We start from the raw sequence: 25,408 nt of genomic DNA on the forward strand, positions 1-25,408 counted from the left end.
AAAGAAGGTGTTCATTTGTTTGATCCAACGGCGTTTGACAATATTAAATTTATCATGCAGGCGGAAGTGTACGACCGGGAGCTAGAGGGCCTGCTTCGTGTCCAGGACCGGAAAGATCAAATTGATCTGGCTAAGCTGAGCCGTGAAGCTTCCATTACTTTCTCTTTGAAAGCTCGTCCCAGGCTTTCTGTGATGCTTTCCATTTCCTCCAGCCTTGAGAAGCTTGCCGGTGAACTGCTTGATATACCTGAAGCCACACCGGGGGTCATGCTGGAGATTACATACAGCGGGGGAGAAACGGTGTTGACTACCCGGCGGATGGATCAATTAGAAGAGCAGTGGGGAGAGGGAAGAAGATATGAACGGCTGAAAATAGAATCAAACCAAAGGGAAACGATCTATAAGCACCACATTCATTTCAACCGTCTGATTACAGAGGATATGATAGAGGAATTCGGGGCGCTCGTGGACTTTATTATGGAGACGTTGGATGACAAGACAACAGAAGAACGATAAGCAAGACGACGGGAGAGAGCAGAAATGAGAACGTTAACAGTACAGGATGTAACGAAATCATACGGGGAGAAGGTATTGTTTGACCACCTGTCTTTCACGATTTCAGAGAAAGAACGAGCCGGCCTAATCGGCATTAACGGCACAGGAAAATCCAGCCTGCTGAGAATCGTAGCTGGTAAAGATCTTCCTGATGAAGGTGAGATGAAAGCGCCTAATGACTACTCCATTGCCTACTTAGCACAGGAGCCGGACCTGGACCCTGAGCTTACTGTAATGGACCACCTGTTTCTAAGTGAAGCCCCCGTCATTCAGCTGCTGAAAGCATATGAGCATACATTAAAACAGCTGGAGCTTGAGCCGGACAGCCAGCTAGTGGCAGAGAAGCTGTTCGACCTTCAGAAACAGATGGATGCTCTTGGCGCATGGGAAGCAAGCACAAATGCGAAGACCATTATGACAAAGCTTGGCATTCAGGATTTTAATCGAAAGGTTGGAGAGCTATCCGGGGGACAAAAAAAACGTGTAGCACTCGCACAAGTTCTAATAGAAACGCCAGATTTGCTTATTTTAGACGAGCCGACGAACCATTTAGATTATGAGACGATTCGCTGGCTGGAGGACTATTTAAGCAAATATACAGGCGCTTTGCTGCTTGTCACACACGACCGCTATTTCCTTGACCGTGTAACAAACCGTATCTTTGAGCTGGACCGCGGACGCTTATACACATATAAAGGAAACTACCAGGATTATATTGCTGCAAAAGCGGAGCGCGAAATACAGGAGGCAGCGGCAGAGGAAAAAAGGAGAAATCTATACCGCCGGGAGCTTGCCTGGATGAGACGTGGGGCAAAGGCAAGAACGACAAAACAGAAAGCAAGGATTGACCGGTTTGAGCAATTAGAAGGCAAGCTTGGGCAGGGGCCGAAGAAAGATCAGCTTGACTTATCTGTCAAAGGCAGCCGGCTCGGGAAGCAAGTGTTTGAGTTGAAGGATGTAACTAAAACCTTTGGCGAGAAAGTAATCATCAAGGATTTTAATTTGATTGTGAAGCCTGGCGACCGTTTTGGCATTGTCGGCAAGAACGGCAGTGGCAAATCTACTTTCATGAATATGCTTGCTGGCCGAATCCCGTTCGACAGCGGAGAAATGATCACAGGGCAAACCGTGAGAATCGCTTATTACACGCAGGAGCGCGTAGATATGGATGAGAATCAGCGGGTAATTGCTTATATTCGTGAATCAGCAGAGGTAGTCGTTACTAAGGCGGGAGAGACGATTTCAGCTGCTCAAATGCTTGAACGCTTTCTTTTTCCGATGCATGCACATGGTACGCCAATTTCTAAGCTTTCAGGCGGTGAAAAGCGGCGGCTTTATTTGCTGAGACTGCTGATGACGCAGCCGAACGTGCTGCTCTTGGATGAGCCGACGAATGATTTAGATACAGAGACGCTAACTGTGCTTGAAGATTATCTAGAGGATTTCCCTGGTGTGGTTATTACAGTCTCCCATGACCGCTACTTTCTCGACAAAACCGCGGATCAGCTTCTTGTCTTCGAAGGGGATGGCGCGGTCGATTCTTACTACGGCTCCTACAGCGACTATTTAGAGGAGCAGTCCCAGCTCGAAAAGAAAACGGAACCCCTGCCGAAGGAGAAGAAGCAGGAGGAACAGCCAAAGAGCAAGGCAAAGAAGAAAAAGCTGACTTATAACGAGCAGCGCGAGTGGGAAACGATAGAAGATGATATCGCTAAGGTAGAGGGCCGGATTGAAGAAGCGGAGAAAGAACTCGAGGAAGCGGGAAGTGACTTTGAAAAGGCTCAAAGGCTCAGTGAAGAAATTGAGCAATTAAATGAACAGCTTGAGCATTACATTGAGCGCTGGAGCTATTTATCTGAATATGCGCAATGAGCAAAGATAAGCCATCCCTTCTATAATATATGTTAAAATGTCCGTAACGATTTGAGTAAGTGAAAGGAGCCGTTCGTTTTGCGGATTTTGAAGATTGAACCTACACCAAGTCCAAATACAATGAAAGTAATTTTGGATGAAGAACTGCCAGCAGGAAAAAGCAATAACTACAAGTCAGGAGAAGCAGAAGGTGCTCCGGAAAAGATACAGGCTATATTAGCCATTGAAGGCATCAAAGGTGTCTATCACGTGGCAGATTTTCTAGCTATTGAACGCAATGGGAAGTATGACTGGCAGAAGCTGCTGCCGCAGGTAAGAGAGGTATTTGGCGAAGCTGCAGCCGAGGGACAGGCATCAGTTATCGATGATGCTTTTGGTGAAGTCCAAGCATCTATCCAAGTATTTAAAGGTATTCCAATTCAGTTGAAGTTAACATCAGCCGATGAGGAGAAGCGTTTTCCGCTTCCTGATGAATTCATGGAGGCGTTCCAGAAGGCTCAGCTGGCGGATGATAACTATGTGCTTCAGAGGAAATGGGAGGATTTTGGCATACGTTATGGCGATTTAGACGAAATCGGAAAGGAAGTAGTAGAGGAAATTGTTGCGGCTTATCCGAAAGAGCGTCTTGAATCCCTGGCGAGTGCCGGAGCCGCAGGAAAAAGCGTGCCGGAGGCGAAGCGCCGCGGCCTGAAGCTTACTGTCCAAATGTGGCAGGAAGAGGAGGACTGGCGCCGCCGTTATCAGTGGTTGGAGCAAATGGATGATCCAACGGAGGAAGACTTGCCTGTGCTCCAGCTAGCTCTCGAGGATAAGAAGCCTGCCGTCCGCCGGCTGGCGGTTGTTTACATCGGCATGATTGAAGATCAATCGGTCTTACCGCTTTTATACCAGGGCCTCAAGGATCCGACTGTGACGGTACGCCGCACGGCCGGGGACTGTCTGTCAGATTTGGGGTTTAAAGAGGCAATCCCTGCTATGTGTGAAGCGCTCAAGGACAAGAGTAAGATCGTGCGCTGGCGTGCGGCCATGTTCTTATATGAAGTAGGCGATGAAACGGCATTGCCAGCTCTGAAAGAGGCAGCAGAGGATCCTGAATTCGAAGTGCAAATGCAGGTGAAGATGGCCATTGAGCGAATTGAGGGCGGAGAAGAAGCAAAAGGCTCTGTCTGGAAGCAGATGACAGAAGCAAGAGAAAATCGATAAATGGAGGAATAAATATGACAAATGCTTATGAAGAATATATGAAACAAATGGTTATTCCAATGCGTGAGGAGCTAACAAATGCTGGTTTTAAAGAATTAAAAACGCCAGAGGAAGTGAGCGAGTTTGTTTCTAACGCAGAAGGCACTACATTGGTAGTTGTAAATTCTGTTTGCGGCTGTGCGGCCGGGCTTGCCCGCCCTGCTGTCGTTCAGGCGGTTATGCATGAGCCTGCTCCTGACAACCTGGTTACAGTCTTTGCCGGTCAAGACCGGGAGGCAACAGCGCAAATGCGTGAATACTTTGATGGGTATGAGCCTTCCTCTCCATCCATTGCTTTATTAAAGGGACAAGAGGTGGTTCATTTCGTTCCACGTGAAAACATTGAAGGAAATGATATGGGCTCTATCATTCAAAATTTAACAGAAGCATTTGATCAACACTGTAAATAAATAAAAGCGGAATGTCTTTAGGCGTCCTTCAGTATGCAGGCAAACAGATGAGGCGCTTGTGGAAGTCTGGAGGATGTCTTTAGGCATCCTTTTTTTAAGGAGAAAAGATGATTGTATCTACAGCTGCCAGGACGAACGATAAACTGAATGAGCGAGCACAGAGTGCAGCCGAACAGCTGCAAGCACCGTTCGTTTTAAGGAAAAAACGCTCTATAGCTGCTCTTCAAAAGGCTTATAACACTGGATGTTTAATTGTCGGAAAGGACCGGCTGGAGTATTATCCGTTTGGATCGGCCGAACCTTTTTTCTTTCATCCTAATTCAGCGTCCTTTCGGGTTAAGCGGCTGATGAGGGGAGAAGTAGATCCTTTTATTGAAGCGGCGGGCCTTGAGAGAGGAATGACTTTACTGGACTGTACTCTCGGTCTTGCCTCAGATAGTATTGCAGCAAGCTGCGTTGTCGGGCAAGAAGGAAAAGTAATAGGAATTGAGGGAAATCCGGTTCTGGCTTATATTGTAGAGCAGGGATTAAAAGAATGGGAATCACCTGTAGCAGAAATGAATGAAGCGATGGCCAGAATTTCCATTAGGCAAGGGAACTACCGGGACATATTGCCGGGGCTTTCTGATCAGTCAGCAGATGTAGTTTATTTTGACCCGATGTTTACGAAGGCAATTTCCGCCTCGGAAGGCATTGCTCCATTAAGGCATTTAGCTGTATATGAGGAATTGAATGAAACGGCAATAAAGGAAGCGCTGCGCATTGCCCGAAGGAGAGTGGTTCTTAAAGACCACTATCAATCGCCGAGATTTAAGCGGTTCGGATTTAAGCAGCAGATTCGCCCTGCTTCGCTTTTCCATTTTGGAATCATAGAAGTGAAATAGCAGCAGCACGTTTATAAGTAAGGAGAGAAAAAATGAGTCGAAACGAACGTCAGTACCTGGATTTATGCCAGCATATCTTGAAAGAAGGAATAAAAAAAGAGGATCGCACGGGAACGGGGACGATTTCCGTATTTGGAGTGCAGATGCGCTTTAATCTGCAGGAAGGATTTCCACTTTTAACGACAAAGCGTATTCCTTTCCGCTTAGTGGCAAGCGAACTGTTATGGTTTATTAAAGGGGATACGAATATTCGTTATTTACTTGAGCATAATAACAACATTTGGAATGAATGGGCGTTTAAAAACTGGGTAGAGAGCGATGAGTACACAGGTCCCGATATGACGGACTTCGGTCTGCGCGCCCTTCAAGATCCGGTGTTCAATGAGGAATATGAAAAGCAAATGAACGCATTTAAAGAGCGTGTTTTAACAGATGATGTCTTTGCGGCACGGTTCGGCGAGCTTGGTGACGTATACGGCAGCCAGTGGCGGGCTTGGAAAACGACCAAAGGAGAGGCCATTGATCAGCTGGCAGATGTGATTGAAAACATTAAGAAAAACCCCGATTCCCGCCGGCTGATTGTATCGGCCTGGAATCCAGAGGACATTCCATCTATGGCTTTGCCGCCATGTCATACACTGTTTCAATTCTATGTAGCCGATGGCAAGCTTTCTTGTCAGCTGTACCAGCGTTCTGGGGATATTTTCCTCGGAGTGCCGTTCAACATTGCCAGCTACGCTCTGCTGACTCACTTGATCGCACATGAGTGTGGTCTTGCACCGGGAGAATTCATTCATACGATTGGGGACGCGCATATTTATACGAATCATATTGAGCAGGTGAATAAGCAGCTGGAGAGGGATCCGAGAGAGCTCCCTCGCCTGTCCATTAACGGAGAGAAGCGTTCGGTGTTTGAGGTTGAGCTTTCTGATCTCTCTATAGAAGGCTACGACCCTCATCCTGCTATTAAAGCCCCTGTAGCTGTTTGACAACAAAGGAAAGAAGGGATAGCATGATTTCTTTTATTTGGGCAATGGACAAAAATGGGGCAATAGGCAAGGATAATGCCCTTCCGTGGAGACTCCCGGAGGATTTAAAGTTTTTCAAGGAGACAACGATGGGTCACCCTATTGTGATGGGCAGGAAGACGTATGAATCCATCGGAAAGCCGTTGCCGGGCCGAGAGAATATAGTCGTTACTCGCAACCCTGCCTATGAAGCTGACGGGTGCACGGTTGTTCACTCTTATGAAGAACTGCTGGAGAGAGCAAAAGAAGTGGAAGAGCTCTTTGTTACTGGCGGAGGAGACGTGTTCAAACAGATGATGCCTTACGCGGATAAGCTGTATGTAACGTATATTGATGATGTATTTGAAGCAGACACCTATTTCCCCGAGGTGATCGATTGGGGAGAATGGTCGCTCCTTTCAGAGAAGAAAGGTGAAAAGAACGAAAAGAATCCTTATGATTATTACTTTCGTATTTACGAAAGAAAGCACTCTTAAAAAATAGGCGAGGCAGTATTTTCTGCCTTGCCTATTTTTATTACTGCCCGCCCGTCCTCGTTTACCGCTGCGATATTTTGGCCTTCACCGCCATGCACTTTCCTGTATTTCTGCTAAAGTATTTGCTAGATCAAGAACGGATGGCAGAATGAGCGGGATTATAATAAAAAACGAAAACGTCCAAGCTGTGCTCAAAAAAGTGTGATGCTGCTGCATCCTTGCGTCCCGCATTGCACTGCTTGAAGTCCCTTTTCACTTATAGCTGAAAAATAACCGCTTAACCGCACTCCAAATAAGAAAAACCATGCTATTCCAATAGAGCTTAAAATTGAAATGACTTTCATCCAAGCTCTTACCCGTCTCACCTAAAACCCTCCCATATCAATGAGTAGAATTATATCATTTTTAAAGTAGTTCTTATCCGGTCTCCATTGACTAATTTAGTTTATTAGTTTAGCAAATAAATCAAAATATATATTATTGTACATTCGGAATTTTACAGGAGCTGCTGTAATTGTGACAGAGGTTATTTAGAAGTCCAATATAACAAAAAATAATTATGCTCTTTGCTTTTTCACAGAAATGCAGATCATACACTTAAAGCCTGTGAATCCCTTGTGTACTCCCCGTTTATAACAAAAAAACAGCAAAATAAAATATGAGAATACAGACTGTAATTATTATTCTGAAAATACTTGATTTTCTAACATGCTTAAAGGATAATAAATTTAACCTGAAAGATATAACTAAAAATTTAGAAATTATAGTTCTAAAGGAGGGAAAGGCTTGAAAAAGTGGTGGAAAGGGATTGCGGCTACCGGACTAGCAGGATCTATGCTGCTGGCTGGCTGCGGAGGAGAAACAGGGGGAGAAAGTGGAAGCGGAGAGCAAGGCGCTTCTGGCAATAACCAGGGAGAAACCTATCAGATTGGGGTAACGCAGCTTGTTGAGCACCCGTCTCTTGATAACGCTTACGACGGCTTTAAGAAGGCCATCGAAGACGCAGGGCTTGAAGCGGAATTCGATGTCCAAATCGCTCAAGGAGACCAAAACAATAACCAAACGATTGCGAATAACCTGGCGGGTAATAATGTGGACTTGATTTTTGCCAACTCTACGCCTAGTGCGGTAGGGGCCTTAAATGCGACGAAGGATATTCCGATTGTTTTCACCTCTGTAAGTGATCCAAAAGCAGCGGGATTAGTGAAGGACCCGGAGAAACCAGGAGCAAATGTCACAGGAACAACTGACCTGCACCCTGAAGCGATTCCGAAAACGATTGAATTTATGGCTAATGAATTTGAAGGCAAGCGGGTAGGGACGATTTACAATGCGGGTGAGCAAAATTCTGTTGCTCAAATTGAAGAGGTGAAAAAGATCATGGAAGAGAACGGCCTCGAAGTCGTGCCGGTTACCGTATCCGCTTCCTCAGAAGTAAAACAGGCAGCAGAGTCGCTGGTTGGAAAGGCGGACATGATCTATATTATTACAGACAATACGGTTGTATCGGCGCTTGAATCCGTTATTCAAGTAGCGAACCAGGAAGACATTCCTTTGTTTGTCGGCGAGCTGGACTCTGTTAAGCGGGGCGGCTTTGCGGCTTACGGATTTGAGTATTATGACATCGGCTACGAAGCAGGCGAAATGGCAGCCAAGATTTTGAAAGAAGGGGAAGCACCGGCCAATATGCCTGTTCAGCCTCCACAAAACTTAAAGCTGCTGATTAATGAACAGGCTGCCAAAGAAATGAATATTGAAATTAAAGAGGATTGGAAAGACCAAGCTGAATTTACAAAGTAATAAGAGGAAGGGCTTCCTTTTTTGGGAAAGCCCTTCGTTTGTAGCTCAGCCAATAGGCGGTTTAAGGATAGGAGCAGATCGTCTGCGGCTTTCATCTAGGAAGTTAGACACCTTTTTCCTGACAAGGAGGAGATTAAATGTTTACTGCTTTATTTGGCTCAGTAGAAGTGGGCGTAATTTACGCTATTATGGCTTTAGGCGTGTATTTATCTTTTAGAATATTAGACTTTCCTGATCTAACGGTCGATGGAAGCTTCGTCACAGGCGGAGCGACCGCTGCTGTACTGATCGTATCGGGGGTAAGCCCGGTTTTGGCAACAGCCGCTGGACTAGGAGCCGGATTTCTAGCCGGTTGTATGACTGGAATTCTGAACACAAAAGGCAAGATTAATCCTATATTATCTGGAATACTTATGATGATTGCACTTTACTCAATTAATTTACGGATTATGGATAAGCCAAACATTCCTCTCCTTGCAGAGGAAACCTTAATGACTCAGATTACCAGCTGGTGGCAAGGATTAGGAATTGACAGTTTGATGGAGGGGCTTCTCTCCTCCGTTGGCTTAGGTAATTTCATCCCGGCCACATGGGGGATCTTTGGGGTCATGCTGGTGCTTACTTTCGTGATTAAGAAGCTTGTGGATCTTTTCTTGAAAACAGAAATTGGTCTCAGCTTGCGGGCAGTCGGAGATAATACCGGGATGGTCCGCAGCTTTTCAGCTAACACGGATTGGCTGAAGGTGCTGGGCCTTGGGATTGCAAACGCATTGGTTGCTCTTTCGGGGGCTCTTGTTGCTCAGTACAATGGATTTAGCGATGTGGGTATGGGAATCGGTATGATTGTCATCGGGCTGGCGTCTGTCATCATCGGTGAGGCCGTTATCGGCAATGCGACCATTGTACGGGCTACGCTGGCTGTATTGATCGGGGCCATTCTCTATCGTCTGATCGTCACGCTGGCTTTAAGAGTGGAATTCCTGGAAACGGGAGATATGAAGCTGATCACAGCAATCATTGTTATCTTTGCACTTGTAGTGCCTAAATTGGTTGATAAACAAAAAGCAAAATCAAGAAAGAAAAAGCGGGCGGAGCAATTAGGAGCCGCAAGCGCGAATGGAGGGAACCAGGTTGCTGCAGCTAAATCAGATTTATAAGGTCTTCTATGAAGGGACACCTGATGAGAAAATTGCTTTAAATCAATTAAACCTGCAGTTAAATGCTGGTGACTTTGTCACTGTCATTGGAAGTAACGGCGCGGGGAAATCAACTTTGATGAACATTATATCTGGAAACATATTTCCCGATCACGGCCATGTGGTTATTAATGGAACAAACATGTCCTCCATGCCCGAGCATAAGAGGGCAAAGAGAATCGGCCGAGTCTTTCAAAACCCGCTCGCCGGCACAGCACCAACGATGACCATTGAAGAAAACCTGGCGCTTGCCTATAACCGCACAAAACCGAGAACCCTTCAATTTGGAGTCACGAAGAAGCGCCGTGATTTTTTCCGTGAACAGCTCGAGATTCTTCATTTAGGGTTAGAGGACCGTTTGCAGGCGAAGGTAGGGCTATTGTCCGGTGGAGAACGGCAGGCGCTGTCATTATTAATGGCTACCTTTACAAAGCCGGACATTCTTCTGCTGGATGAGCATACAGCGGCACTGGATCCCGCAAGAGCAGACTTAATTACAAAGCTGACGAAGGAAATTGTAGAGAAATTCCAGTTAACAACTTTAATGGTTACCCATAACATGCAGCAGGCCCTCGATTTGGGCAACCGTTTGATTATGATGGATAAAGGCCAGATTATCTTTGAAGCGAATGAACAGGAAAAGATGGCTCTGACAGTGGAGAAGCTGCTTTCAGAATTCCAGCGTATCAGGGGAGAGGCGCTTTCGAGCGACCGTGCCCTGCTGGTATAAATCGACATATGTCATTTTATTATATTTAGTACACCACTACCGAAAGTAGCGGTGTACTTTTTTGTTTTCTCCTTAATTGAGTTTTTATTTGAGAACAGGGAGCGTCCGCAGACGGTCATCTTCAATAGAAAATGACAGGTAAAGGAAACTTTTTCATAGTTGGTTCGTAGTTAAATATAACCTATGGAATAAGTATACTTACATAATCAAAATTATTTTTCATTAGCAGAACAGTGAACCTCACAATGGGAGATGAGCGGAAAATGGCAAGAAATAATGTTGATAAGGAAAAGCGAAAAAGAAAAACAAGCAAGGGCGATGCGGTAAGCGATATAGCAGAAGTTCTTCTTTATATACCTGAAATTTTGGTATTCCCATTCAAAGTTATCATGTGGATACTAAGGGTGATAAAAAGGTCGATAGGCAGTGTATTTGATTCCTTATAAAGGAGGCTGGTTCAGAGTGTATGAACACAAATTTGTGAGAATTAAGTTATCTTCTTTTAAACTTGTTCCAGAAGAAGATTATCATGCGGTGATTCATGAACACGAAAAGGAAGGGTGGGAGTTAGTTCAAATTTTTGCACCAGGTATAAAAGGCTACGGTACACCTTCTTTCTTTGAATTAATATTTAAACGGGAGAAAGAGAGATAGGCAACTGAAACTCCTTGCGGGGAATAAAGGGAACGATGCCTTTTTCACCAATAAAGCACTTCATTTCCTTCATGATAATGTTTAACGGTTGACTGCTTTCATTTTCCTTAATAATGACAGGCTGAAATGAAGAGGTCGAGCTGGAGCAGGAAAGGGCAGACTAGGCAGAGCTGTATCGCTTCGCTTAGTCTGTCTTTTTTGTTTCTTTTTCTTGCTTCAGGGGAAAAGAGAGATGTTCAGGCTATACATTTCACGATATAATAGCAAAAGATTGATTGAACAGTAAGGATGTGGAAGTGTGCCAAACATTAAAATTGTCACGGATTCAACGTTGGATATGAAGCCGGAGGAGCTAAAGAAATATGATATTACGGTCGTTCCGTTAACGATCACAGTCGAGGAAGATAACTACGAAGATACAATAACCATTTCGCCGGAGGAATTTTTAACACGTATGCAGCAGTCGAAAGAGCTGCCCAAAACCTCTCAGCCTCCAGTAGGACGATTTTTAGAGGTATACAATGAATTAGGCAAAGATGGAAGCCAAATCATCTCGATTCATATGACCGGAAAAATGAGCGGTACGGTGCGTTCGGCTGAACAAGCGGCGGAACTGAGTGAGACCGATGTAACTGTGATCGATTCCGGGTATATCTCAAGAGCGCTGGCTTATCAAGTAATAGAGGCTGCTAAGATGGCGAAGGCTGAAAAGGGTGTAGATGCGATTGTGGCTCGCCTTCGGGATATTCGGCTGGAAACGAAGCTGTATATCGTTGTTGATACGCTTGAAAATCTAATAAAAGGCGGGAGAATTGGCAAAGCAAGAGGATTCATCGGTTCCCTCCTGCACATCAAGCCGATTGCTCATCTGGATGCCGGAGAGTTAACACCTGTGACGAAGGTGCGCAGCCATAATCAAGCTGTCAAATTCTTGTCTACACAAATTGCAGAGGAAGTAAAGGGCAAGCAAATTATGAAAATCAGTCTTGCTCATGCGGGTGGGTACGAATTGGCCAGCCGCGTGAAAGAAAAGCTGATTGAACTGACTGGCTTTGAAGACGTAGAGGTCGTTACGACGACACCGGTTATTTCTACACATGCTGGGCTCGGAGCGCTTGGGGTAATGTACTGGGCGAAATAACAAAAGCTGTTCTCATTAAGAGAACAGCTTTTGTCCCGTTATTAGGCCGGCATAGGTGTCGGTGTAGGTTTAGCGTAGCCTTCGCCATATTTCTGGTCGATGTGTTGGCGAATTTCTTTAAGGGAATGTCCATCTTCCTTCATTAGGATAGATTCAGCTGCAATCTCCAGGCATACGGCGCATCGTGTGCCGTGGTCATCCCATACGATTTTCTCTTCCGTGATTTCAGCTGCAAAGCAATTTAAATTGCTTTTATGTCCGGCCGAGTCGCCGCAGCCACAGTAGCACGGCATGAATTCAAGAATATCGGGGTGTTGAGCTGCAGCTAAATAGACAGCTTTCATTTGATCGTCTTTATCTTCAAGAAAGCTTGGCATGTCCTTAATGGAAGAGGTAGTTTCCTGAAGGTCACCGTTGGCTAGTGTATGTACATGACCCTCTTCGTGATGGTCTGCTGTTTCGGCCTGCTCGGTTTTTGAAGAACATCCGGCAATTAAGACCATCAAGGCAGCGAGTGTCAAAAAATAATAGAGTGCTTTCATAGAATAACGCTCCTTTATAGTGTTTTTATCGTATGAACAAGCATATTATACTATATGATTACACAAGAACCTACCTGAAGGCGTAAAGTGTGGTGCGTGTGTGTCAAAAAAAGTATGATATAATCGAAATTAATAGAATTAAAGAGGTGAAGGTGTTGAGGAAATGGTGGATCATTTTCTTTGCTCTTCTGTTCGTCACATCCGGGTGTTCACAGTGGCCTAACGAACAAAAAGAAGTGATTCCAAAGGATTTGCATATCGTCTCCATCGGCGATTCCTTAACTCAAGGAGTAGGAGACAGCTCGAACAGCGGAGGATATATTCCTTACTTAGAGCAGCGGCTGGAGCAGCTGGATAGCGTGAATGATGCCCAATTCGAGAATTATGGCATAAAAGGGAACCGAACTGACCAGCTGTTAGATCGCTTGGATGAAAAAGAAGTGCAGCAGGCGATCCAGGAGTCGGATGTAGTGGTCATCACGATTGGTGGAAATGATGTCATGAAGGTGTTTAAAGATAATTTTATGAAGCTTCGTATAGAGGAGTTTGAACGGGAACAGGAGCTGTATGAGGAGCGGCTTCATAAAATTATTCAAACCGTAAGAGAGCAAAATAAGGAAACGGGCATCGTATTAATCGGCCTTTATAATCCTTTCAGAGAAGTATTCGGTGATGTAAAGGAAGTGAAGGAGATTATGAGGGATTGGAATGCAGCCAGCAAGAGCATTGTAGAAGAATACGAGCGAACCAGCTTTGTTGCGGTAGATGATATTTTTCAGAACCCGCAGGAAAACCTCTTATACAAGGATCAATTTCACCCAAATGACCGGGGGTATGAATTGATCGCCGAGAGGATTTTTGAAACGATTGAAGGCAAAGAGCTGGAAAAGCTGACTAATAGAAAAATTATTTACGTAAACGAGGATAGTGTATGAATAAACGTTGGAAAATCGCATTTTTATCGTTATTGACCCTCAATGTGGTGATTGTTGCAATCTTAGCGATCGGCTTCCTTTGGCCGATTGAACAAGAACCTCTGCCGGCATCAAATCCTCAAAAGGAAGCGGTAGAGTTTCATATACAATCCAACAAAGAGGATTTGAATCGGGTAATTAAAAGCTTTCTTGATGAGCAGAAAGAAGGCGGACGGGTAGACTATAATGTATACCTGCGAGATGAAGTAGAATTGTACGGAGATATCCCCATTTTCTCGGAGCGAATTGATTATAAATTAACGTTTGAACCAGAAGCGCTTGAGAATGGCAACGTAGTGCTCAGACAAAAAGGGATCAAGGTCGGACGAGTGAACCTGCCTGTATCCTATGTGCTGAAGGCGGCACGGGATGCTTATGATTTTCCAGAATGGGTAAAGATCATGCCAAACGATGAAGTGATTTACATTTCTCTGGAGGATATGGAATTAAAGAGTAATCTAAAGGTTAGAGCAGACCAGATTGACCTGAAGAAAGATGATATTCAGTTTACTCTTCTTATGCCCACAAAAGAGTAAACGTTAGAAAGCAAAAAAGAGAGAAGCAGGTACCCGCTCCTCTCTTTTTTTATCGTTGGCATTCAAAAGAATAGTCGTTTGTAAGGTGGTTCTGTATGTGCAGCAGCACTTTCCCATTCACCTCGTCACAGCGGGAAGTTAATAAGCTTATTTCTTTTGAGTTAAAATAACTGCTTGAAATAATTAGGCAGAGGCATGCTAACACGAGCAGTACAGACAACCATAAAGCCGATATAAAATAATTATTTCTCAATAAAGCCATTCTTCTTTCCCCCTTTTTCTATGTATCCTTCCATCCGTTCAGTTTCCCCTTATTTCAGGGCCCTCCATCCTACAGCATACCACACGTCGTATATAGGTTAAATCAGTATAGCTGCGAGTGACGAGCCAATTTAGTTTCCAATTAAAGAGGATCATATTAAAATAATAAAAACAGGGTATATTTCCTAAAGAGGTGATTGTAGATGGAAGAAAAAGCAACATTTGCTGGAGGCTGTTTTTGGTGTATGGTTAAGCCGTTTGATCAATATCCAGGCATCAAAAAGGTCGTATCAGGATATACGGGCGGCTTTACAGAGAACCCAACGTATGAGGAAGTTTGCAGTGAACAAACAGGACACTATGAAGCGGTCGAAATTACTTTTGACCCGTCTGTCATCTCTTATGAGGAGCTCCTTGATATATACTGGATGCAGATCGATCCGACAGATGCTGGCGGACAGTTCCATGACCGCGGACAATCGTATCAGACGGCGATCTTCTACCATACAGAAGAGCAGAAACACCTGGCAGAAGAATCCAAGGAGAAGCTGGACAAGAGTGGACGTTTCCCTATGCCGGCAGCTGTAAAAATCTTGCCGGCCAAGACTTTCTACCCGGCAGAAGAATACCATCAAGACTATTATAAGAAGAACCCGCTTCATTATGAAGCTTATCAGGAAGGTTCAGGAAGAGCGGCATTTATCCGCAACCATTGGGGAGGGAAAAGGATTGGAAAATAACCTAACAGATACGAAGAAAAAACTGACGCCTATGCAATATGAGGTTACGCAGAACAACGGTACAGAGCCGCCGTTCCGAAATGAATACTGGAATACATTTGAAGACGGCATCTATGTCGATGTAGTTTCCGGAAAACCGTTATTCTCTTCGCGTGATAAGTACGATGCGGGCTGTGGCTGGCCAAGTTTCACAAAGCCGATTGAGGAAGAAGAGATTGAAGAAAAGCAGGATTTAAGCCATAACATGGTGCGCACAGAAGTGAGAAGCAAAACAGCTGATTCCCACCTCGGCCATGTATTCCCGGATGGACCTGGGCCGGCTGGACTGCGTTATTGTATTAATTCAGCTGCTCTGCGCTTTATTCCAAAAGAAAAAATGGAAGAGGAAGGCTACGGCAAGTGGCTGGTATTATTTGAGGATAAGTAATTGTGAACCTTAAGCTTCCATGCAGTTTTATCTTTACACAGCCCCTCGTCCTCCTTTATATTGATTGGAAAGGAGGAGAGGGGTTTGACACGTAAATCTTTTTTTCATTACTTAATGAAATTTCGTGAAGAGCCGCCGAGGGATGAATTGGCGGCTTTCGCTAACCATGCATTTAAAGATCACAGTTTCCCGAAGATGGCAGATCAATACGACGAGATCAGCCGCTACCTGGAGATGAACGGTTCGTACTTACCAAGCATGAGCGTCTTTGATGAGGCATGGGAACGCTATATAGAAGAGGCTTAACCCCTTTATTGTCGGTCGATGAAGGGGTTCTTTTCATGAGGCGGAAAGAAAATGAAACATACTGCTCCCTTTATGCGTATATATAGAAGGTAAGTAAGATTAATAAAGGGGGAGTCTCTATGTCTTTTTTTAATAAAATGTTGGCAAGTATCGGTGTAGGAGGAGCAAAGGTAGACACGAAGCTGGAAAAAAGCGAGTACATAGCCGGAGAGACTATTAGGGGACAGGTTGAAGTGAAAGGTGGAAATGTCCAGCAGCGAATTGATTCTATTTATTTAACTCTCTATACCACTTATACACGGGAGATGGACGATACAAAATATACAGACCGGGCTGCTTTATACACGCACAAATTGAATGAGCCATTTACTATTAGGGCAAAAGAAGAAAAAGTGATTCCATTTGCGTTAACCGTGCCGATGGAAACACCGCTCACCTATGGGCATACACGCGTGTGGATCGCTACGAGCCTGGACATTAAGAGTGCACCGGATCCGACAGACAAAGATTATATTGAAATCCGTCCCGCAAGGATTCCTGCGGCTGTTCTAAAGGAAATGCAAGGAATGGGCTTCAGGCTGCGCGAGGCAGAATGTGAACAGGCACCTAAGCGGTTCAGAGGACGTTATCCTTTCGTACAGGAGTTCGAATTTGTACCGGTAGGCGGTCCGTTCGCTGGCAAGCTGGATGAGGTGGAAATCATTTTCCTGTCCCAAGCAGCTGAATCTGCTAACCTGCTGATTCAAGTCGATCGCAAGGCGCGAGGGTTTGGCGGATTTCTAGAGGAAATGCTGGAAATGGATGAGACCTACGTAAAGATCACCATTTATTCTAGCGATCTTAGTCGGCTGAACGAGAAGTTAAAAAGCTTGATCGATAAGCACTCCTAAGCAGATTATACCTCCTGGCTCCTAACCGGCCAAAGAAGCCTGAAGAGTAAATCAATTGCCCGTCGTTTGGAAAAAGTCTACAATAATGTTCGCAGGAAGATACAAACTAGGAGGTTTATTATGAGTGTTCATATTGGAGCAAAGGAAAATGAAATAGCAGAAACGGTTCTTCTTCCGGGAGATCCGCTGCGCGCCAAGTACATTGCTGAAACATTTCTAGACAATCCAGTCTGCTACAATGAAGTGAGAAATATGTTCGGCTACACAGGCACATACAAAGGAAAGCGAGTATCTGTACAAGGAACAGGGATGGGCGTTCCATCCATCTCTATCTATATCAACGAGCTGATGCAAAGCTATAATGTGCAGAATTTGATTCGTGTAGGTACATGTGGAGCTATTCAGAAAGACGTACACGTTCGCGACGTAATCTTAGCCATGAGCGCTTCAACGGATTCAAAGATGAACCAATTAACCTTTAATGGAATCGATTATGCGCCAACCGCCAACTGGGATTTACTGAAAAAAGCGTTTGACGCCGGTACCGAAAAGGGCTTAGAGTTAAAGGTAGGAAATGTTTTTACAGCGGATATGTTCTATAACGACAATGCTGAGCACGAGAAGTGGGCTCAATACGGTATTCTAGCCATTGAAATGGAAACAGCCGCGCTCTACACATTAGCTTCTAAGTTTGGACGCAAGGCTTTATCTGTTTTGACTGTCAGCGATCACATTTTAACAGGTGAAGAGACGACAGCTGAGGAACGCCAAACTACTTTCAATGAAATGATTGAAGTAGCGCTTGAGGCGGCCATTCAAGAATAAAGAAGGAAAAAGACGGCCTTGTGTTGTTCAAAGGCGGTCTTTTCCTTTATTATAGGCATAGACAGAAATCAGAATAAGATAACCGAGAGTGACGGAGAAATCAGGTGATGAGATGAAGAAGGCAAGCTGGCTGCTGACAGGCGCTCTTCTGCTCAGCGGGTGTCAGCAGGTAAGTGAGACTGCTGACAGCGGCAGTGAGAAGCCGGCAGAAGAACAAGCCGAAAAGATTGAACCAGTAGCAACAGAGCAGGAAACGGCAGGTCAGCCAAAGACCTCGCCAGGCCCGCAGCTAGAAGCTGCGTACTTTAATCAAATCAAGCAAATAGATGGGAAAGCAGTAATTGCGAACCCGGAAAATCCGCTAGTTCTTGTGAACAAGGAGTTTGCTTTGCCGGCAGAATATAAGCCGCAGGACTTAGTCCGTCCCAATGTGGAATTTTCCTTCGGCGATCAAGATATTGATAAAAGCTACATAAGAAAAGAAGCTGCGGCTGGTTTAGAGAAGATGTTTGCAGCGGCAAAAGAAGCGGGCATCCAGCTGTATGCCGTTTCCGGTTACCGTTCGTATGAGCGCCAGCAGGAAATCATGAATAATCAAATAGCGAGTGTCGGCTCCTTCGAAAAGGCTGCTGAGACGGTGGCACCGCCCGGACAGAGTGAGCATCAAAGTGGACTGGCTATGGACATATCAGCAGAAAGTGTGAAGTTTGATTTAGTCCAATCCTTTGAGCATACAAAGGAAGGGCAATGGCTAGCGAATAACGCCCATAAGTACGGATTTATTCTGCGATACCCGAAGGATAAGGAGAATATCACGAAATATGCCTACGAACCGTGGCATTTCCGTTATGTGGGTGTAAAAGCAGCGACCGAGATATTTGAAAACCAGTGGACCCTCGAAGAGTACTTTAAGGAAGTAGAAAAAATATAACTATCTTTTCCATTTACTAACCGTGATTCACCTTTTGGAGTGATAAGAAAGAAATCCGGATTTTTGTCTTCCGGCCCCTTCATCTGTGTATGAAGGGGTTTTCCTTTGTAATTCATTAGAAAACTGATAGAATGTAAGAGTTAACTAAATGAATATTAATGCATAGAAAGCGGTGAGCATCATGGATGAAAACAAACCCGCCCAGCATGAGGGTAAGCATCCATCTCATTATATACGGTTGAAAAGATTTCACTTCATCATGCTTTTATTCTTTACCGTATTTATTACAGCAGCTTTAACGACGTTCGCTCTTGCTTTTGGTGATGAGAAAGCGACCGACGTCGGTGTAGTATCAAGGCCAGAGTTTGAAAAGCTATATGAAGCCTACGATAAATTGGAAGCGAATTACTATAAAGATATCGACCAAGAAAAGCTCATCGACGGAGCGATCAATGGAATGGTTGAATCTTTAGACGATCCCTACAGTGAATATATGAATGAAGAAGAGGCGGGGCAGTTCCAAGAAAGCGTGTCTTCCTCCTTTGAAGGTATTGGGGCAGAGATACAAGAGGAAAAGGGAACCATCAAAATCGTCTCACCTATCAAAGGCTCCCCTGCAGAAAAAGCAGGTCTCCAGCCAAATGACCGTATTCTTTCCGTTGATGGAAAGAGTTTGCAGGGCATGAGTTCATCAGAAGCAGTGATGCTGATCAGAGGCGAGAAAGGAACGAAGGTAACTTTAACGATCCAGCGGGCCGGCGTTAGCGAGCCGATGGATATAACCATCACGCGTGACGAAATTCCGATTGAAACGGTGTATGCGGAAATGGATAAAAATAATGTCGCCCATATTCAGATTACCAGCTTTTCCGAGCATACGGCTAGTGAGCTGAAGGAAGCGATCAAGAAAATGAAAGCAGAGGGCATGCAATCGCTCGTGCTGGATCTTCGGCAGAACCCAGGTGGATTGTTAGACCAGGCAATTGAAATTACCAGCATGTTTGTCCCGGAAGGAGAAGTGATTCTCCAGGTAGAAGACAGCGAGGGAAACCGTGAGAAAATGCTGTCCGATGGGGGAGAGAAGTTCGACCTTCCTGTGGCGGTACTAGTCGATGGGGGCAGTGCTAGCGCATCTGAAATTTTTGCAACAGCGATGAGAGAGTCGGCTGGCGTACCGTTAGTGGGGGAGAAAACATTCGGCAAAGGAACTGTACAAACAGCGGAAGGCTTCAGTGACCAGTCAAACATGAAGTTCACAACAGCTAAGTGGCTGACACCGAAGGGAAACTGGATTCATGAAAAAGGAGTCACACCAGACGAAGTAGTTGAACTCCCAAGCTACTCAAAATTGTCGTACATCAACCCTGACAGTGAGCTAAAACTGGACAACTTGTCCGAAGAGGTGAAGAATGCTGAGAAAGCTCTTGAAGCGCTCGAATACAATCCAGGAAAAGTCGATGGTTTCTTCGATGAAGAGACCGAAGAGGCAGTGAAAGCTTTCCAGGAAGAAGCGGATCTAGAGGTGACAGGCGTAATTACCGGTGATACAGCTGTCGAGCTGATGACCAGTCTGCGAGAGAAAATTGAACAAAACGATACGCAAAAACAAAAAGCCATTGAATTGTTAACGAATGAGCAGAAGAATGCGTCTTAATAAGAGAGCCTGTTTCTCCTTTTGAAGGAAGAAACAGGCTTTTTTTGTGCAATAAAACCAGAATGTCGTTTTTGCAAAAAGAATGTCGATTTTGTAATGCAAGTGTACATTTTGCAAAACGGTTTCTTTCCTCCCGTTTTACGAGCATATTTTGTTGAGGTAATTTATGGACTATTATCCAAAATCATAGATATAAGTATAATTTTATGTAAATATCTTTAAAAAGGAAATATTGATATTTCAAGGTTTTAAGGAAAATAAGCGGCAAGCTACTAGAGAAAGGTCCTAGTTAAGAAATAGTTAGATAGTTTGCTATATATTCCCTCTCTTATTACAAGGCACCCATGATACGATTTCTATGTCAAACAGCAAGAGAGAGGAGAATGAAAGACATGAAAAAGAAAGTAGTCGTTTCACTAGCACTATCATTATCATTATTTGGAGCTCCGTTTACAAATGGGGCAGAGGCAGCAGAGCAGCCTTCTAATACATATCGTTGGTCACCGGAAAGCAGCTGGAATTTCTCAAACTGTCAGCAGCTTCTCAGCAAGTATGAATTCCAACAACCAGCACAGGCAGCTCAACCTGAGCAAGCGGCACAGCCAGAAGCAGCTCCGTCAGAGGAAACAGCAGAACCGGCTCAACAACAGCCGGCACAAACAGAGGCAGGCCTTCACGCGTTTGAACAGGAAGTTATTGATCTAACAAACCAAGAGCGCCAGAAAGCGGGATTACCAGCTTTACAGATTGATCAGCAATTAAGCTCCGTAGCAAAGAAGAAATCTGAAGACATGCTTGCAAATAACTATTTCTCCCACACGAGCCCAACATACGGATCTCCATTCGATATGATGAAGGAATTCGGTGTAAGCTACCGCTCAGCAGGTGAGAACATTGCTAAAGGACAGCAAACACCGGCTCAAGTTGTGGATGCCTGGATGAATAGCTCAGGCCACCGCGCAAACATTATGAGCGAAGACTTCACTCATATTGGTGTCGGCTATGTGGAAGATGGTCATATTTGGACACAAATGTTCATTAAAAAGTAAGAGACAAGAGCACCGCGGTATCCGCGGTGCTTTTTTTGTCGAATTCCTGCTTTCATTCCTTAAGTTTGCATAATAGCCAGCAGATGCTTAGTATAAATTTATATACTACTTTTTCTGGGAGAGGGATTGTATGGGGAGGAAAACTGCGCTAATAACTGGAGCTTCAAGAGGAATTGGCAAACGCACGGCTATAACGTTGGCAGAGAACGGTTATAATGTAGTGATTAACTATCACAAAAGCAAAGAGGAAGCTGAGAGTCTCGGACAGCAGCTGTCTGCAGCGTTCGGTGTGCAAGCAGCACCGATACATGGCGACATTTCAAAGAAAGAGGATTGCGAGCGGCTAATCCAGACAGCAGCCGCTGAATTTGGCAGCATAGATATCATCATACATAACGCAGGCCCTTATGTCGCTGAGAGAAAGACCCTGGATGAATATTCATGGGAAGAATGGGAATACATGGTCAATGGAAATTTAAACAGTGTATTCTATTTAACTAAATTATCGCTTCCTTATATGAGGGCGAACCAGTGGGGAAGGGTGATTACCTTCGGCTTTGACCGGGTGGAAACGGCTCCCGGGTGGATCTATCGCTCCGCCTTTGCTGCGGCTAAAACAGGCCTTGCTTCTTTTACAAGGACTCTTGCAGCTGAAGAAGCGTCAAACGGGATTACGGCTAACATGATCTGTCCCGGCGATATTGCGGGAGAATGGAAGGAACGAGGCATTACCGAAGCACGGACAGCTGAACATGATCTTGTCCCCGTAGGGCGTCCCGGAACAGGAGAGGATTTGGCAAGAGTTGTTGCTTTTCTCGTATCAGAGGATGCTGATTTTATGACAGGAAGTATTATCCCGGTAACTGGCGGACAAGATGTATTAGGCAAAATTCATCACATAAACTATCAAAAAAACCGGATGTAAGCCATCCGGTTTTTTACAATAGTGAGGCGCTCTGCCGTTTTTTCCGCTGCATGATAATGAGGCGGGTGGACAATGTCAGGGCACCTGTGGCTAACCCGACAATTAGACCAATCCAGTAGCCATATGCTTCCCATGCTGTGAAGTTAGCCAATACATAGCCTAACGGCAGGCCGATGACCCAATAGCTGATCATGGTCATGAGAAAGGTAATATTGACGTCCTTATACCCGCGCAGGGCGCCCTGCACAGGAGCCTGAATGGCATCCCATAGCTGAAAGAGCGCTGCAAATATTAGAAATTGAACAGCCAGTGACAGTACCTCCTGTTCTTGTGTGTAAAGGCTGGAAATCTCTTCGCTGAACAAAAGAAGCAAGGCTATGCAGGCTAATGAAATACAGACCGCTACCGTGACCCCGAGCCAGCTGTATACTTTGGCGTCCTTCCACCGCTTGGCTCCTGCTTCAAAGCCAACCAGAATCGTCAAGCTCATTGATATACTGAGCGGGAACATGTACAGCAGGGACGAGAAGTTGATAGCAATCTGGTGAGCCGCAATCACGTTTGTGCTGTATTCGCTCATTAATAAGGTGACCGCAGAAAAAATGCTTGTCTCAAAAAAGATGGCTAAGCCGATCGGAATACCGATGAACAGGATCTCTTTCCATTTCTTAAGAGAAACTGCCGGCAGTTGCCGGAATATCTGATAGCTGGCAAAGGGATGATTACGGTGAATGACATAAACAGCGATTAAGGCAATCAGCCAATAAGTAATCGCTGAGGCGTAGCCTGCTCCTACCCCTCCCAAAGCCGGAAATCCTAATTTTCCAAAGATCAGCACATAGTTAAAAAAGATGTTCAGCGGCAAGGAAATCAACGTAATCACCATAGAAATCTTTGTCAGGCCGAGTGCATCGATAAAACAGCGCAGCACCGTATAAACAAAAACAGGCACAATGCCATAGGATAGGGCCACCACATATTCTTTTGCAATCATCCGTACATGAGCTTCCAGGCTCATAGCATGTAGTACGGGGTCTAATGTAAGGCTGCCTAGAACAACTACGACAAGCGAAATAGCGACCGACGCATAAATGCCTTGCATGACGGTAAACGGCACGCTTTCCTTCCGATCAGCGCCAATCAGCTGCGCCACGATAGGGGTAATGGACAGCAAAATGCCGCTTAAGCCGGTAAATACAGGCACCCATAAGGAGGAGCCGATGGCTACGCCTGCGAGGTCATCGGGTGAGAAGCGGCTCGACATCATCGTATCGAAAAAGTTCATAGCATACATGCCGATTTGTGTGACAAGGATGGGAACTAAAATGTAAAGAAACTGCTTTATTTTTTGGTTAATAGTCACCGTTTGCTCCATTCTACTCCCCCTTTTTCTATAAAGTTCAATGAATGGAATAAAGAAAATTATATCACAAACATTTAAATAGGTGTGAAAACATAAGACCCCCTTTAGCCGGAAAGGCCAAAGGGGGAGTTTTTGAACCAGCGGATCAAGAGAAGAAAAGACGGCAGCTGGAATTAGGCTTCCAGTGCTTGTTCGTCCGCTTCCTGGTTTTGCTGGCGAAGAGCATATAAAGTGAATAAGTCTTTCGGAATTTCATATAAATCAAAGGCATCCTCATGCTCATTGATCTGTAAGTAAATAGCCGGCCGTGTGTCGTTCGCCTGTACGGCATAAGGCAGCTTTTCCGCCGCCTTGCGAGAGCGCACATTGGCCTTGCGAATTTTCATAAATACGGACTCGATACCCAGCTCAAAGAACAGCTCGTGAAAGAAAGCTTCCTTTGCAGGCATGTTGTACCCTTTTCCATGATAGGGCTTGCCAAGCCACGTGCCGAGGAAACCGGCATTATCATTCACATCGTACAGAGTAATGGTGCCAATAGGCGCTCCCCATTCGTCTGTAATCGTCCGTGAGATCAGTTCACCATTCTCCTCTGAGTCGATCATTTGCTTCGTAATAAACAAGAACTCCTCGTAGGAATGAACTTTGTGGCGCACGAAAGGGAAGACATCTGGGTGCGTCATCAAGTCGAATAGTACCTGGCTGTCGTGTACATCGCGCTTCTTTAACATGTAAATCCCTCCATATGAGGGCACTCCGGTCCTGTAGTGTCCGAATCCACCCTCGAAATTTTTCATAGCGTTCATAAAAAATTTCGGGGTGGGAATCGAACCCACTAGAACCAGCCATAGAAGCTGGTGGCGCACCATTTGCCTTCCCTAGTTACCATAAAAGTATTGTCATTTATAAATATATAATACGTAAAAAAATCCTATTTGCAAATAGATTTTTTTCTGTTTCTAAAAAAAATTTTTAGAAGCTAAAAAGGGCCTACAGCGTACAACAAAAGGTTTAGTGAAAGAAGAAATTGGTAATAAGTATCTATTTAAATTCCGTTTAATCACTACGAAAACGGAAAGATATAAAGTGACTGGTTGTTTGCTTAAAGGAGGAGTCTATTGTGTATTTATCTATAACTATAAAGCTGATCATCGGATTAATTGCTCTTCTCGTAGTTATTCGTTTGCTGGGGAAGAAAACTCTTTCCGAGATTACACCCTTTGATATTGTTTATCTAATTCTATTAGGAAGCTTCCTTGAAGAAGGAATATATGACGATAAGGTTTCGCTGCTTCATATTTTGTACTCGGTTGCTCTTTGGGGGGTTTTAGTCTTCTTAATTGAGGTGCTCGCTGCAAGGGTGGACTGGGTGAGGCGCCTTATGAAGGGAGAGACAGCCAACCTGATTGAGAACGGAAGGATCAATCAGGAGAGGTTAAAGCAAGCTCATATGGAAATGGAGCAGTTAAGAATACTAATGAGAGAGAAAGGGTATTTTTCTCTTTCGGAGATTGAATTTGCTACGCTAGAGACGAACGGCGGGTTAAGCATCTTACCAAAAGCGAAAGCTGAGCCTGTAACACCGGACATGCTTAATATTCATCCAGAAGAGAACGCACCGACGTATATGCTAATTGACGAGGGAAAGGTTGAAAAGAAGGAGCTGGCTATTGCCGGGAAAGATAAACATTGGCTATTAAAAGAGATTCAGAAGGAAGGGTACGAGAAGCCAGAAGATATCTTCTATGCGGAGTGGTCAGAAAAGAATGGCCTCCTTATTTATCCATATGATAATGAAGGAGAAAGACACTAAGTCTTTCTCCTCATTCTGTTGATAAAGTCTTCTGTCAATGGACAAACAGTGAAAAAATATGTAGAATCTCCTCAGAATACGTGAAAGAGGAGGTTTTTTTATGTTCTTTTCTCACACCTACCAGGAAATTGAACAAAACCGGGCGTTCTATCTTCACATGTATGATGCTTCCCATCAGCTTGTC

28 protein-coding genes are annotated in these 25,408 nt (G+C 44.6%); 25 read left to right on the plus strand and 3 right to left on the minus strand.

All coding sequences use genetic code 11. The annotated features are described in order from the left end of the window. Positions 1 to 15 precede the first annotated feature (15 nt). The 13 genes from QY97_RS19470 to QY97_RS03365 all read left to right on the plus strand — a co-directional run bounded on the left by QY97_RS19470 (position 16) and on the right by QY97_RS03365 (position 11,988). Positions 16 to 516 carry a hypothetical protein gene (locus tag QY97_RS19470; RefSeq protein WP_052717198.1) on the plus strand — a complete coding sequence of 167 codons (501 nt, stop codon included), beginning with the start codon at positions 16 to 18 and terminating at the stop codon, positions 514 to 516. A 24-nt stretch (positions 517 to 540) separates the two neighbouring features. Beyond that, on the plus strand, positions 541 to 2,427 hold the full coding sequence (locus tag QY97_RS03310) for an ABC-F family ATP-binding cassette domain-containing protein (protein WP_039237841.1): 1,887 nt from the start codon (positions 541 to 543) through the stop codon (positions 2,425 to 2,427). Between the two features lie 78 nt (positions 2,428 to 2,505). After that, positions 2,506 to 3,630, plus strand: a complete 1,125-nt coding sequence (locus QY97_RS03315) for a conserved virulence factor C family protein (protein WP_039237843.1) — start codon at positions 2,506 to 2,508, stop codon at positions 3,628 to 3,630. A gap of 14 nt (positions 3,631 to 3,644) precedes the next feature. Beyond that, positions 3,645 to 4,079: a BrxA/BrxB family bacilliredoxin gene (locus QY97_RS03320; protein ID WP_039237845.1), complete on the plus strand. Its 435-nt coding sequence runs from the start codon at positions 3,645 to 3,647 to the stop codon at positions 4,077 to 4,079. A 107-nt stretch (positions 4,080 to 4,186) separates the two neighbouring features. After that, positions 4,187 to 4,963: a class I SAM-dependent methyltransferase gene (locus tag QY97_RS03325; protein WP_039237847.1), complete on the plus strand. Its 777-nt coding sequence runs from the start codon at positions 4,187 to 4,189 to the stop codon at positions 4,961 to 4,963. 32 nt (positions 4,964 to 4,995) lie between these two features. Further along, a complete protein-coding gene (locus QY97_RS03330; protein ID WP_039237850.1) occupies positions 4,996 to 5,952 on the plus strand; it encodes a thymidylate synthase in 957 nt (318 codons plus the stop codon). 23 nt (positions 5,953 to 5,975) lie between these two features. Further along, a complete protein-coding gene (locus tag QY97_RS03335; protein WP_039237852.1) occupies positions 5,976 to 6,467 on the plus strand; it encodes a dihydrofolate reductase in 492 nt (163 codons plus the stop codon). 834 nt (positions 6,468 to 7,301) lie between these two features. Continuing rightward, the gene (locus tag QY97_RS03340) at positions 7,302 to 8,267 is read left to right on the plus strand and encodes an ABC transporter substrate-binding protein (RefSeq protein ID WP_046128576.1); all 966 of its coding nucleotides are present in this window, start codon (positions 7,302 to 7,304) and stop codon (positions 8,265 to 8,267) included. A 137-nt stretch (positions 8,268 to 8,404) separates the two neighbouring features. Beyond that, a complete protein-coding gene (locus QY97_RS03345; protein ID WP_039237855.1) occupies positions 8,405 to 9,424 on the plus strand; it encodes an ABC transporter permease in 1,020 nt (339 codons plus the stop codon). Beyond that, a complete protein-coding gene (locus QY97_RS03350; RefSeq protein WP_039237857.1) occupies positions 9,399 to 10,193 on the plus strand; it encodes an ABC transporter ATP-binding protein in 795 nt (264 codons plus the stop codon). Before QY97_RS03345 ends, QY97_RS03350 begins: the two co-directional genes overlap by 26 nt. Positions 10,194 to 10,456: 263 nt before the next feature. Next, the gene (locus QY97_RS03355; RefSeq protein ID WP_039237859.1) at positions 10,457 to 10,639 is read left to right on the plus strand and encodes a hypothetical protein; all 183 of its coding nucleotides are present in this window, start codon (positions 10,457 to 10,459) and stop codon (positions 10,637 to 10,639) included. Positions 10,640 to 10,655: 16 nt separating this feature from the next. Next, positions 10,656 to 10,847, plus strand: a complete 192-nt coding sequence (locus tag QY97_RS03360) for a DUF4177 domain-containing protein (RefSeq protein ID WP_039237860.1) — start codon at positions 10,656 to 10,658, stop codon at positions 10,845 to 10,847. 298 nt (positions 10,848 to 11,145) lie between these two features. Further along, on the plus strand, positions 11,146 to 11,988 hold the full coding sequence (locus QY97_RS03365) for a DegV family protein (protein ID WP_039237862.1): 843 nt from the start codon (positions 11,146 to 11,148) through the stop codon (positions 11,986 to 11,988). Positions 11,989 to 12,029: 41 nt separating this feature from the next. Here QY97_RS03365 and QY97_RS03370 read toward each other — a convergent pair whose 3' ends face one another. Further along, positions 12,030 to 12,530: a PCYCGC motif-containing (lipo)protein gene (locus QY97_RS03370; protein ID WP_039237863.1), complete on the minus strand. Its 501-nt coding sequence runs from the start codon at positions 12,528 to 12,530 to the stop codon at positions 12,030 to 12,032. A 152-nt stretch (positions 12,531 to 12,682) separates the two neighbouring features. On the opposite strand from QY97_RS03370, the gene QY97_RS03375 reads away from it, so the two are divergent. The 11 genes from QY97_RS03375 to QY97_RS03425 all read left to right on the plus strand — a co-directional run bounded on the left by QY97_RS03375 (position 12,683) and on the right by QY97_RS03425 (position 22,048). Beyond that, positions 12,683 to 13,465: an SGNH/GDSL hydrolase family protein gene (locus QY97_RS03375; protein ID WP_229731629.1), complete on the plus strand. Its 783-nt coding sequence runs from the start codon at positions 12,683 to 12,685 to the stop codon at positions 13,463 to 13,465. Further along, on the plus strand, positions 13,462 to 14,040 hold the full coding sequence (locus tag QY97_RS03380) for a YpmS family protein (protein ID WP_039237865.1): 579 nt from the start codon (positions 13,462 to 13,464) through the stop codon (positions 14,038 to 14,040). The genes QY97_RS03375 and QY97_RS03380 overlap by 4 nt, the downstream gene beginning before the upstream one ends. A 464-nt stretch (positions 14,041 to 14,504) precedes the next feature. After that, the gene (msrA, locus tag QY97_RS03385) at positions 14,505 to 15,041 is read left to right on the plus strand and encodes a peptide-methionine (S)-S-oxide reductase MsrA (protein ID WP_039237867.1); all 537 of its coding nucleotides are present in this window, start codon (positions 14,505 to 14,507) and stop codon (positions 15,039 to 15,041) included. A gap of 31 nt (positions 15,042 to 15,072) precedes the next feature. Then, positions 15,073 to 15,468 (plus strand): peptide-methionine (R)-S-oxide reductase MsrB, encoded by a 396-nt coding sequence (gene msrB / locus QY97_RS03390; protein ID WP_046128626.1) that lies wholly within the window; start codon positions 15,073 to 15,075, stop codon positions 15,466 to 15,468. A gap of 84 nt (positions 15,469 to 15,552) precedes the next feature. Beyond that, positions 15,553 to 15,774, plus strand: coding sequence for a YozE family protein (locus QY97_RS03395; RefSeq protein ID WP_261337347.1), 222 nt, complete (start codon positions 15,553 to 15,555; stop codon positions 15,772 to 15,774). A gap of 119 nt (positions 15,775 to 15,893) precedes the next feature. After that, positions 15,894 to 16,664, plus strand: a complete 771-nt coding sequence (locus tag QY97_RS03400) for a sporulation protein (protein WP_039237870.1) — start codon at positions 15,894 to 15,896, stop codon at positions 16,662 to 16,664. A 120-nt stretch (positions 16,665 to 16,784) separates the two neighbouring features. Then, positions 16,785 to 17,489, plus strand: coding sequence for a purine-nucleoside phosphorylase (gene deoD, locus QY97_RS03405; protein ID WP_039237872.1), 705 nt, complete (start codon positions 16,785 to 16,787; stop codon positions 17,487 to 17,489). Positions 17,490 to 17,601: 112 nt separating this feature from the next. After that, on the plus strand, positions 17,602 to 18,420 hold the full coding sequence (locus QY97_RS03410) for a D-Ala-D-Ala carboxypeptidase VanY (protein ID WP_039237873.1): 819 nt from the start codon (positions 17,602 to 17,604) through the stop codon (positions 18,418 to 18,420). Positions 18,421 to 18,601: 181 nt separating this feature from the next. Beyond that, positions 18,602 to 20,074 carry a lmo1851 family serine protease gene (locus QY97_RS03415; protein ID WP_039237876.1) on the plus strand — a complete coding sequence of 491 codons (1,473 nt, stop codon included), beginning with the start codon at positions 18,602 to 18,604 and terminating at the stop codon, positions 20,072 to 20,074. 392 nt (positions 20,075 to 20,466) lie between these two features. Next, positions 20,467 to 21,123, plus strand: a complete 657-nt coding sequence (locus QY97_RS03420; protein WP_039237927.1) for a CAP domain-containing protein — start codon at positions 20,467 to 20,469, stop codon at positions 21,121 to 21,123. 130 nt (positions 21,124 to 21,253) lie between these two features. Continuing rightward, the gene (locus QY97_RS03425; RefSeq protein WP_039237878.1) at positions 21,254 to 22,048 is read left to right on the plus strand and encodes an SDR family oxidoreductase; all 795 of its coding nucleotides are present in this window, start codon (positions 21,254 to 21,256) and stop codon (positions 22,046 to 22,048) included. Between the two features lie 13 nt (positions 22,049 to 22,061). Here the strand turns inward: QY97_RS03425 and QY97_RS03430 are convergent, their stop codons facing one another. After that, complete coding sequence (locus QY97_RS03430; protein WP_039237879.1) at positions 22,062 to 23,423, minus strand: MATE family efflux transporter; 1,362 nt, start codon at positions 23,421 to 23,423, stop codon at positions 22,062 to 22,064. Between the two features lie 161 nt (positions 23,424 to 23,584). Further along, positions 23,585 to 24,142: a GNAT family N-acetyltransferase gene (locus QY97_RS03435; protein WP_039237881.1), complete on the minus strand. Its 558-nt coding sequence runs from the start codon at positions 24,140 to 24,142 to the stop codon at positions 23,585 to 23,587. Positions 24,143 to 24,531: 389 nt separating this feature from the next. On the opposite strand from QY97_RS03435, the gene QY97_RS03440 reads away from it, so the two are divergent. Then, the gene (locus tag QY97_RS03440) at positions 24,532 to 25,224 is read left to right on the plus strand and encodes a DUF421 domain-containing protein (RefSeq protein WP_039237882.1); all 693 of its coding nucleotides are present in this window, start codon (positions 24,532 to 24,534) and stop codon (positions 25,222 to 25,224) included. Positions 25,225 to 25,408: the final 184 nt, after the last annotated feature.

It is taken from the genome of Bacillus thermotolerans (assembly GCF_000812025.2).
Taxonomy (GTDB): domain Bacteria; phylum Bacillota; class Bacilli; order Bacillales; family Domibacillaceae; genus Quasibacillus; species Quasibacillus thermotolerans.

Bases quoted from the DNA above. Each gene is read 5' to 3' on its own strand.
- QY97_RS03320 (WP_039237845.1), top strand. From the start codon at position 3,645: ATGACAAATGCTTATGAAGAATATATGAAACAAATGGTTATTCCAATG.
- QY97_RS03325 (WP_039237847.1), top strand. From the start codon at position 4,187: ATGATTGTATCTACAGCTGCCAGGACGAACGATAAACTGAATGAGCGA.
- msrA (WP_039237867.1), top strand. From the start codon at position 14,505: ATGGAAGAAAAAGCAACATTTGCTGGAGGCTGTTTTTGGTGTATGGTT.
- QY97_RS03355 (WP_039237859.1), top strand. From the start codon at position 10,457: ATGGCAAGAAATAATGTTGATAAGGAAAAGCGAAAAAGAAAAACAAGC.
- QY97_RS03435 (WP_039237881.1), bottom strand. From the start codon at position 24,142: ATGTTAAAGAAGCGCGATGTACACGACAGCCAGGTACTATTCGACTTG.
- QY97_RS03340 (WP_046128576.1), top strand. From the start codon at position 7,302: ATGCTGCTGGCTGGCTGCGGAGGAGAAACAGGGGGAGAAAGTGGAAGC.
- QY97_RS03345 (WP_039237855.1), top strand. From the start codon at position 8,405: ATGTTTACTGCTTTATTTGGCTCAGTAGAAGTGGGCGTAATTTACGCT.
- QY97_RS03380 (WP_039237865.1), top strand. From the start codon at position 13,462: ATGAATAAACGTTGGAAAATCGCATTTTTATCGTTATTGACCCTCAAT.
- QY97_RS03410 (WP_039237873.1), top strand. From the start codon at position 17,602: ATGAAGAAGGCAAGCTGGCTGCTGACAGGCGCTCTTCTGCTCAGCGGG.
- deoD (WP_039237872.1), top strand. From the start codon at position 16,785: ATGAGTGTTCATATTGGAGCAAAGGAAAATGAAATAGCAGAAACGGTT.
- QY97_RS03370 (WP_039237863.1), bottom strand. From the start codon at position 12,530: ATGAAAGCACTCTATTATTTTTTGACACTCGCTGCCTTGATGGTCTTA.
- QY97_RS03310 (WP_039237841.1), top strand. From the start codon at position 541: ATGAGAACGTTAACAGTACAGGATGTAACGAAATCATACGGGGAGAAG.
- QY97_RS03400 (WP_039237870.1), top strand. From the start codon at position 15,894: ATGTCTTTTTTTAATAAAATGTTGGCAAGTATCGGTGTAGGAGGAGCA.
- QY97_RS03425 (WP_039237878.1), top strand. From the start codon at position 21,254: ATGGGGAGGAAAACTGCGCTAATAACTGGAGCTTCAAGAGGAATTGGC.
- msrB (WP_046128626.1), top strand. From the start codon at position 15,073: ATGCAATATGAGGTTACGCAGAACAACGGTACAGAGCCGCCGTTCCGA.
- QY97_RS03330 (WP_039237850.1), top strand. From the start codon at position 4,996: ATGAGTCGAAACGAACGTCAGTACCTGGATTTATGCCAGCATATCTTG.
- QY97_RS03335 (WP_039237852.1), top strand. From the start codon at position 5,976: ATGATTTCTTTTATTTGGGCAATGGACAAAAATGGGGCAATAGGCAAG.
- QY97_RS03415 (WP_039237876.1), top strand. From the start codon at position 18,602: ATGGATGAAAACAAACCCGCCCAGCATGAGGGTAAGCATCCATCTCAT.
- QY97_RS03430 (WP_039237879.1), bottom strand. From the start codon at position 23,423: ATGGAGCAAACGGTGACTATTAACCAAAAAATAAAGCAGTTTCTTTAC.
- QY97_RS03420 (WP_039237927.1), top strand. From the start codon at position 20,467: ATGAAAAAGAAAGTAGTCGTTTCACTAGCACTATCATTATCATTATTT.